The organism is Consotaella salsifontis (assembly GCF_900167365.1).
Lineage (GTDB): Bacteria > Pseudomonadota > Alphaproteobacteria > Rhizobiales > Rhizobiaceae > Consotaella > Consotaella salsifontis.
Genome location: NZ_FUXL01000004.1, coordinates 403,150 through 410,442, shown reverse-complemented (window position 1 = coordinate 410,442; position 7,293 = coordinate 403,150). Strand labels below are relative to the sequence as shown.

The window sequence follows — 7,293 nt, the reverse complement described above, 5'->3', positions numbered from 1 at the left end:
TCGCAATTATGCGGAGCAGAACCCCGCCGAAACCGGTGTCAACACAGACCTCACAGGCCAGTGCTCCGCATAATCCCGCTCTCCGCATAATCGGTGTTATGTGGTGCACCACATAACGCCGAATTCGGCGCGGCCTGGAAGAAGACCGCTCGCGAGACGCAGCGCGAATACCTCTCCGTCAAGCTGGACGATCCGAGCTTCCCGGCGCCGATCTACGCCAGCCTGGTCGAAGCTGAGGACGGCAGCGGCCACAACCTCATCTGGTCCCGCCGCATCGGCGACTGAGGCCGGCACCCAAGAAGCCCCGCTCACCCGAGCGGGGCTTGTTCATGCTCATGCAGCCGCTTGTCAGGAAATAAGGAGATCGGGATATACGGTTTTCCGGTTCTCCGGTTTTGCGATCCCGATCAGATCTTGTCACCCGTCCTCCGGTCCCCTCCGGTCGGGCCGGTTGCTTGGGGGCCTGCCCCCTGGCGCGGCGCAAGGGAGCCGAGACGGTTTCCCCAGCCTTCCTCCACGTCGTTCCTCCGTTCCGTGCAGGCCGGGTGATCCCCCTCCGTCGCGTCTCCCTTGCGCCTTGCACCCCCCGGTCTCGGCGACGGCCAGGGTTGCAGCGCAGCGCTGCGCTCCAACCCAAGCCAAAGGATCAAGACCATGACCTATCATCACCTTGCCACCCGGTTCGGCCGCAACTCGCACCAGATCAGCGGGCGGGAGCCGCTGGACAACGAGGCACTTTATCGGCACGTCCCGTCCATCTTCGCCCGCGAGGCGCATGACAGCCGCTCAGAGCGTTACGTCTATGTCCCCACCATCGACATCGTGGAGGGGTTGCGGCGGGAGGGATGGTTCCCGTTCTTCGCTGTCCAGTCGGTCCCGCGCGATGGCAGCCGCCACGGCCACGCCAAGCACATGCTGCGCCTGCGCCGGGATGACGGCATCGGCAAGCCCGAGGCGGCGGAGGTTATCGTCGTCAATTCGCATGACGGAACCAGCAGCTACCAGATGTTTGCCGGCATGCTGCGTTTCGTCTGCACCAACAGTCTGGTTGCGGGCGAGCGCTTCGAAGAAGTTCGCGTGCCGCACAAGGGCAATATCCAGCATGACATCATCGAAGGGGTTTACACCGTCGCCGAGGACTTCCCGCGCCTGATCGACGCCAGCGAAACCATGAAGGAAATCACCCTGTCGGCGGATGAGCGCCACGTTCTGGCCGAGGCGAGCCTTGTCGCGCGCTATAGCGAGGACGAAAGCCCCGTCCGCCCCGAGCAGATCATCCAGCCCCGCCGCCGCGAAGATATGGGGCAAAGCCTCTGGATGACCTTCAACGCCATTCAGGAGAATATCATTCGTGGCGGCTTGTACGGCAGCAAGCGCAACGCCGAAGGCCGCATTCGCCGCAGCCAAACCCGCGCTATCAACGGCATCGACCAGAATGTAACGCTCAACCGCGCGCTCTGGACGCTGGCCGAAGGCATGCAGCGCCTGAAGACGCGATGACCGCAATGCCGTAGAGCCGGGAAACCGGCTCTACGGTTTCCCGCCTTTCAGACTTTCCGGTTTTGTCGATTTTCCGCCGATCCGGCATGGCGGATCGGCGGCGCGGCCGTGCGCGAAGCACGCGACCGCCGCTCGCCGGGCTCCGCCCGGCTCGCGAATCAACACAAGCATTGTTAAGAACAAAATAACCAAGAAATTGATCGAGTTAGCCGAACAAGCTATCTCATTAGCACAGCTACAACTACAGCCTTATTTCGCGGAAGCTCTCTATTCGGGCGCAGCCTAGCTCGCCCGTCATAGGGAGGTGACGCCATGCTGAGCATCGACTGGCGCGCACCGGCGGCTTACAAGCACACCAAGCACATTCCCGCCGCCGGTTTCGCCTGGGAGTATCTTCGTCGCAACGAAGACTATCGCCGCGAATATCATATCCTGGCTGCGACGCAGCGGCCGGAAGCCCATCATTTGGAGAGGTTCTCCCAACGATGGGGGTTGCGATTTCGCCGGAGACCCCGACGCGCCGGCTGATCGGCAGTCCTTGTTTTGGACGCCCGATCTTCAGCCCCAGGCCGTCATGCTCTCATCCGTCGAGCCCAAGGACGACGAGACCGAGTCCATTGTTACGTTGGCGCATCTCGACGGTCTCGACCTGCGCCGTGCGTCCGACGGTTGGCACGGTCTCTGGCAGGTCGACGGGATCGCGCATCGGTTCTGGCTACCCGAAGCGGTGCCCGATGCAGCCGCGCTTTACGCGGTCACGCTGCCGATGGACGGTTTTCTGGAGCTTCGTCTTCATGCCGCGCGAAGACTCTGGCGATCCCTGACACGCCGTTCACCGGGACCGCCTCCCGGCGTTCTGCCCGGCCAGCTTCGGCAATGGCATATCCTGTCCTTGCGGGCGCTGGACGCCCGGTTGCTTGGCGAGAGCTATCGCACCATCGCCGAAGTGCTGCTCGGCTTTCGCGGGACGAAAGAGGATTTCGAGAACGATCCGCGAAAGAACAAGGCTCGCCGCCTTGTCGCTCACGGGATCAGGATGATGCGGGGCGGCTATCGCCTGCTGCTGCATTATCCGGTGAAGACAGGATCTGGCGATAGTTAAGCGGAACACCATGAGCCCATGGCGGCCATGATCATGGCAATCTACACTACGATCATGCTCGCATGTTCCGGGAGATAATACTTGGCAGCCGCATCACCTGTTTGCACCCTGCGCCCGCTGTCTGAACTCGATTATCATGACAGCAGGTCGATTAAGCTACCTGCGGAGATCACCCCTATCAGGGCATGGAACCTCATGACGGCCGAGCCGGGACCGTTCATGCGCATCGCTTTCCGGACGAGGGATGCAATATCCTCGTTGTTCGGCGTGAAACGGATCGGCGGGTTCTCCGGCAAGCGGCGTGAGGCCGTTCAGGCGGGTGATCGCCTGGATTTCTTTCTTGTGGAACATAGCGCTCCGGACATGCTGGTCCTGACCGAACGAGATCGGCACCTTGATGTCATGATCTGCCTTTCGATTGCCGATCACCTGCTCACGATCACGGCATCCGTTGTCACACATAACGCCTTCGGGCGCATGTATATGGTGCCGGTCGGGCTGGCACATAAGTTGATCGTCAGCCGCGATCTCAGACGCCTCAAGCGTAGGTTGGCGGAAATTGTATCCGCCCCATCCAGTGAGCGGATATCCGACGCTTGAGCGGAGAAAACCGTGCTGCGTCTGTCGGATGCGATAGTCCGCAAAGTCCCGCTTAGCGGCCGTTGCTCTTCTTATGATTTGTTGGCCGCCGCCTGTTCCAGTATCCGCTTGTAGCCCTCGCGCGACAGCCACTGCGCGCGTTCGAGATGGCTTTGCCAGCACCGATAGGTGCGCATCTCCTCGGCCACGGGATCGCGGTGCAGCACGATTCGCGCCACTTCCTTCCAGTCCGCATCCTCGGCCTTGGCATCTAGGAGCCGGAGATAGGTTACAAAATGGCGCTCGTCATAGGCGGTGATGAAGCCGCCTGTCGGCGCTTCATCGTCCACATCGGGATCGAGTTCGACGGGGGTTCGCATTGTCATTCCCCTTCTTTCCGGAAGGGCCTGGCTTGCGGTGCGCCCCCGCAAATGGCCCCTCTGACCTGGTGATCGGGGAGTTAGTAACCGTGACTAGACGGCCCCATGGCCTTTAGCTCGGAAAGCCTGTTGTATACGCCACAGGCTCCCCGACCATAGGGTCAAGGAGTGCGTTGCCGTAACGGCCGGCAACAACCGCTAGTCAGGGGTTACTAAGCCCCAGAGCAGCGCGTCTGCTCTGTCAGCACTCTTAGTCGAGCTGCGCGGCGATGTCTTCGCCAAATCGATGCGGCAGGCAAAAACCCGCTGAAATCCCGGTTTTTTCGCCCGTTTAAGGGGTGCCGCCAGCGCATAGGCGCGAATGCGGCACGCTACGCGCCGCCAGTCCCTCGCCATGGTTCGCCACAGCCCGCTGTCGGCACCGACAGCCGCCTGTCTGACGAACCGGAGGTGATTTCCATGGCCACCCGCAACGCGGACCTGCCGCCGCGTCTTCTACGCACCAAGGAAGCGGCGCGCTTCCTCGGCATTTCACTCCGCACCCTCGAGAAACATCGCACCTACGGCACCGGCCCCGTCTACCGCAAGATCGGCGGCCGCGTCCTCTACGCCGTGCGCGATCTGGAAGCCTGGTCCGAGATCGGCGCCCGCAAATCCACCCGCGACAAGGACGCCGGCACGGTCTTTCCCGCGCGCCCGCTGACGCCCGACGAGCGGAGCAAGCTCTAGGATGCTGCGCGACGACGACCATAGCTCCGCGCAGCTCCAGAGCGACAGCGAACGCAGTCGCCTCGACCCCTTTGTGGTCGCAACCGGCGATGCTGCACCGCGCGACCAGCGCGATTTGATGGAACGGCCCTTCTTCTCGCTGGCGAAGAAGCCGCGCACCAAACCGATCCTTTACCGGGCCGCCGATGTCGAGGTGCAGGTGTTCGCGATGCCTGAGCACGGCATGGCGACCATATGGGACGCCGACGTGCTGATCTGGGCTGCCTCACAAATCGTCGCGGCCGAGAACAACGGCTTCGCCACGTCGCGCTTCTTCCGCTTCATGCCCTATCAGCTCCTGCGTTCCATCGGGCGAGCCACCGGCAATCGCGACTATCTGCTGCTCAAGGCCGCGCTCGCGCGCCTGCAATCGACCGTCATCGCCACCACCATCCGCAACGGCCGGCATTGGCGGCGGCGGCAATTCTCGTGGATCAACGAATGGGAAGAGATGACGACGCGCGCCGGCCGCGCCGAGGGCATGGAGTTCGTCCTGCCTGAATGGTTCTACAACAGCGTCGTCGACCGCTCGCTGGTGCTCACCATCGATCCGGCCTATTTCCTGCTCACCGGCGGCATCGAGCGATGGCTTTACCGCGTCGCCCGCAAGCACGCCGGACGCCAGCCTGAGGGCTGGGCCTTCGAGATTTCCCATCTTCACCAGAAGTCCGGCAGCCTGGCGCGGCCGTCCGATTTCGCGCTGGATCTTCGCCGCATCGCGGCCCGCCAGTCGCTGCCCGGTTACGGCCTCCAGATCGAATGGGACGACGGGCGCGAACTGCTGCGTTTCCTGCCCGAAAATCTGTCCACAGTGCCTGTGGAAACCCCTGTGAATCCTATCGGGACATTAGGCGCAGGCAGTATCGGGACATTAGGCGCAAATCGCGCGCCGGACTCTATAGAAGAATCTAACAGAGAATCTAACTCTTCTTCTTTGACGCGCGCGCATGCGAGGCATGGTGCCGGTGCCACCCGGCGAGGTGCGCCATGATCGTCGCGCTCCTCAACCAGAAAGGCGGCGTCGGCAAGACAACGCTGGCGCTGCATCTCGCCGGAGCCTGGGCGCAGCGCGGTCAGCGCATCACCCTGATCGACGCTGACCCGCAAGGCTCGGCGCTCGACTGGTCGCAGCGGCGCGGCCATGAGGGCCTGCCGCGCGCCTTCGGCGTCGTCGGTCTTGCACGCGATACGCTACACCGCGAGGCCCCGGAGCTGGCCCGCGATGCCGATCATGTCGTCATCGACGGGCCGCCGCGTGTCGCCGGCCTCATGCGCTCCGCGCTGCTCGCCGCCGACCTGGTGCTGATCCCCGTGCAACCTTCGCCGTTCGACGGCTGGGCCTCAGCCGAGATGCTGGCGCTTCTCAGGGAGGCGCGCATCTACCGGCCCGAGTTGGCCGCTCGCTTCGTCCTCAACCGCTGCGGCGCGCGCACCGTCATCGCCCGCGAGACAGCCGAGACGCTCGCCGACCACGATCCGCCTGTGCTCGGCGCGACCATTGGCCAGCGCGTCGTCTTCGCCGACGCCGCGCAGTCCGGTCGGCTCGCCTCCGAAATCGACGGCGACAGCCCTGCCGCGCGCGAGATCGCGGCCCTGGCCGACGAGATCGACCGTCTCGGTATTGGGAGAGCACTATGACTGGACGCGCCCGCAAGCCCGGTTTCGCGTCCAGACCGGGCAATCCCGAAAGCTGGATCAGGGCGGCCGATACGCCGCCGGACGGCAAGGCCGCCGGCGAAGCGTTCACCGCCCGCCTGACCATCGACATCACGCCCGACCTGCGTGGGCGCATCAAGGTCGTCGCCTTCCGGCGCGGGATCACCGTCGCCGACATGCTGCGCGATCTGCTCGCCCGCGAATTTCCACTCATTGAGGGAGACCCGACATGACCGGCAAGGCGGCACGCCGCATGCATGGCCGTCTGCTGCCGGACGGGCCAGCGCCCTTCACCACATTGGTCGAACTGACCTTTGAGAAACGCAAGGTCGAGCACTGGATACGGTTCGGACGCAAGAGCTACGAACAGATCCTCGACCGCCGCCGCAGCGTGGTCGGATTCGCGCCGAACAGCGTGTTCGCATTCGTCCGCTGGGCGTCCGGCGAACACGGCACGATCATTTCGCGCATCGACATCGTGCGCGCCATCGGCCGCGGCGAACCGTTCCAGACGCTGCCCTTCGTGCGCCCCGGCGGCGACATCCTGCTGCGTCTCGATAGCTGGCCGAAGGTGCAGCGCGTGCTTGCCGCCATCGACGCGGTGGAAGCGCTCGGCCTCGATCCGGCCGATGCGTCACCCGATCACTGGCGGCACGTCCACAACCGGCTGACCGCCAATCTCGAGCCGCACGCCTATACGCCCGAGCGGCACGCCGCCTGGCTGCATCGCCGGAGGATCGAGCCATGACCCGCCGCCGCACGCTCGCGGTGACGGCGCTCGCCGTGCTCACCATCGCCGCCACCAGCGCGTTCGACGTGCCGACCAAACTGATCTGGAACGCCACGGCGAGCGCGCCGATCGGCTTTTACACCGTCGAGCCGGTCGAGCGGATCGACGTGCCCGAGCTGGTCGCCGTCGTGCCGCCCGAACCGCTCGCCACCTTCATGGTCGAGCGCGGCTATGTCGGGCGCGGCGTGCCGCTCCTGAAGCGTATCTTGGGCCTGCCCGGACAGCGCGTTTGCCGCGCCGGCCGCGCCATCACCGTCGATGGCGTGGAGATGGGCGAGGCCCTGCAACGCGACCGGATCGGCCGCGATCTGCCCGTCTGGCAGGGCTGCCGCGTCATCGGCGACGGCGAAATCTTCCTCATGAATTGGGAGGTCCGCGACAGCCTCGACGGCCGTTACTTTGGACCCATCCCCGCAAGTTCCGTCATCGGCCGGGCGCTGCCGCTCTGGACCGATGAGGAAGGCCACGGCCGCTACGAATGGCGCGCGCCGACACACTGACCCCCCCAAATCCACAAC

At 64.3% G+C, this 7,293-nt stretch carries 11 protein-coding genes and 1 pseudogene; 11 read left to right on the top strand and 1 reads right to left on the bottom strand.

What is annotated here, in order from left to right; translation table 11 throughout:
- Nucleotides 1-120: 120 nt before the first annotated feature.
- From B5D38_RS08125 to B5D38_RS08105, 5 genes and pseudogenes are all read left to right on the top strand, one after another.
- A pseudogene (locus B5D38_RS08125) lies at nt 121-285 on the top strand (DUF736 domain-containing protein); the annotation flags it as partial.
- 369 nt (nt 286-654) lie between these two features.
- Nucleotides 655-1,500: a DUF932 domain-containing protein gene (locus tag B5D38_RS08120; RefSeq protein WP_078707884.1), complete on the top strand. Its 846-nt coding sequence runs from the start codon at nt 655-657 to the stop codon at nt 1,498-1,500.
- A gap of 312 nt (nt 1,501-1,812) precedes the next feature.
- Nucleotides 1,813-2,028 carry a transcriptional regulator domain-containing protein gene (locus B5D38_RS08115; RefSeq protein ID WP_078707883.1) on the top strand — a complete coding sequence of 72 codons (216 nt, stop codon included), beginning with the start codon at nt 1,813-1,815 and terminating at the stop codon, nt 2,026-2,028.
- 10 nt (nt 2,029-2,038) lie between these two features.
- The gene (locus tag B5D38_RS08110) at nt 2,039-2,602 is read left to right on the top strand and encodes a DUF2285 domain-containing protein (RefSeq protein WP_425349320.1); all 564 of its coding nucleotides are present in this window, start codon (nt 2,039-2,041) and stop codon (nt 2,600-2,602) included.
- 81 nt (nt 2,603-2,683) lie between these two features.
- Nucleotides 2,684-3,202, top strand: a complete 519-nt coding sequence (locus B5D38_RS08105; RefSeq protein ID WP_078707882.1) for a DUF2867 domain-containing protein — start codon at nt 2,684-2,686, stop codon at nt 3,200-3,202.
- Nucleotides 3,203-3,273: 71 nt separating this feature from the next.
- Here the strand turns inward: B5D38_RS08105 and B5D38_RS08100 are convergent, their stop codons facing one another.
- Nucleotides 3,274-3,561 carry a DNA -binding domain-containing protein gene (locus tag B5D38_RS08100; protein ID WP_078707925.1) on the bottom strand — a complete coding sequence of 96 codons (288 nt, stop codon included), beginning with the start codon at nt 3,559-3,561 and terminating at the stop codon, nt 3,274-3,276.
- A 459-nt stretch (nt 3,562-4,020) separates the two neighbouring features.
- Between B5D38_RS08100 and B5D38_RS08095 the strand changes: the two genes are divergently transcribed.
- From B5D38_RS08095 to B5D38_RS08070, 6 genes are read left to right on the top strand one after another with little or no spacing between them, the layout of a single operon-like run.
- The gene (locus tag B5D38_RS08095) at nt 4,021-4,290 is read left to right on the top strand and encodes a helix-turn-helix transcriptional regulator (protein WP_078707881.1); all 270 of its coding nucleotides are present in this window, start codon (nt 4,021-4,023) and stop codon (nt 4,288-4,290) included.
- Between the two features lies 1 nt (nt 4,291).
- Entirely contained in the window at nt 4,292-5,320 is a 1,029-nt protein-coding gene (locus B5D38_RS08090; RefSeq protein WP_078707880.1) for a replication initiator protein A, read from the top strand.
- Nucleotides 5,317-5,967, top strand: a complete 651-nt coding sequence (gene parA / locus B5D38_RS08085) for a ParA family partition ATPase (protein ID WP_078707879.1) — start codon at nt 5,317-5,319, stop codon at nt 5,965-5,967. Before B5D38_RS08090 ends, parA begins: the two co-directional genes overlap by 4 nt.
- The gene (locus B5D38_RS08080) at nt 5,964-6,218 is read left to right on the top strand and encodes a hypothetical protein (protein ID WP_078707878.1); all 255 of its coding nucleotides are present in this window, start codon (nt 5,964-5,966) and stop codon (nt 6,216-6,218) included. The genes parA and B5D38_RS08080 overlap by 4 nt, the downstream gene beginning before the upstream one ends.
- A complete protein-coding gene (locus B5D38_RS08075) occupies nt 6,215-6,733 on the top strand; it encodes a DUF2840 domain-containing protein (RefSeq protein WP_078707877.1) in 519 nt (172 codons plus the stop codon). Before B5D38_RS08080 ends, B5D38_RS08075 begins: the two co-directional genes overlap by 4 nt.
- Nucleotides 6,730-7,275 carry a S26 family signal peptidase gene (locus tag B5D38_RS08070; RefSeq protein ID WP_078707876.1) on the top strand — a complete coding sequence of 182 codons (546 nt, stop codon included), beginning with the start codon at nt 6,730-6,732 and terminating at the stop codon, nt 7,273-7,275. The genes B5D38_RS08075 and B5D38_RS08070 overlap by 4 nt, the downstream gene beginning before the upstream one ends.
- The last annotated feature ends 18 nt before the right edge of the window (nt 7,276-7,293 follow it).

What these genes read in the sequence shown, in the direction of transcription:
- B5D38_RS08120 (WP_078707884.1), top strand. Translation starts at nt 655, where the DNA reads ATGACCTATCATCACCTTGCCACCCGGTTCGGCCGCAACTCGCACCAG.
- B5D38_RS08115 (WP_078707883.1), top strand. Translation starts at nt 1,813, where the DNA reads ATGCTGAGCATCGACTGGCGCGCACCGGCGGCTTACAAGCACACCAAG.
- B5D38_RS08100 (WP_078707925.1), bottom strand. Translation starts at nt 3,561, where the DNA reads ATGCGAACCCCCGTCGAACTCGATCCCGATGTGGACGATGAAGCGCCG.
- B5D38_RS08095 (WP_078707881.1), top strand. Translation starts at nt 4,021, where the DNA reads ATGGCCACCCGCAACGCGGACCTGCCGCCGCGTCTTCTACGCACCAAG.
- B5D38_RS08090 (WP_078707880.1), top strand. Translation starts at nt 4,292, where the DNA reads ATGCTGCGCGACGACGACCATAGCTCCGCGCAGCTCCAGAGCGACAGC.
- parA (WP_078707879.1), top strand. Translation starts at nt 5,317, where the DNA reads ATGATCGTCGCGCTCCTCAACCAGAAAGGCGGCGTCGGCAAGACAACG.
- B5D38_RS08080 (WP_078707878.1), top strand. Translation starts at nt 5,964, where the DNA reads ATGACTGGACGCGCCCGCAAGCCCGGTTTCGCGTCCAGACCGGGCAAT.
- B5D38_RS08075 (WP_078707877.1), top strand. Translation starts at nt 6,215, where the DNA reads ATGACCGGCAAGGCGGCACGCCGCATGCATGGCCGTCTGCTGCCGGAC.
- B5D38_RS08070 (WP_078707876.1), top strand. Translation starts at nt 6,730, where the DNA reads ATGACCCGCCGCCGCACGCTCGCGGTGACGGCGCTCGCCGTGCTCACC.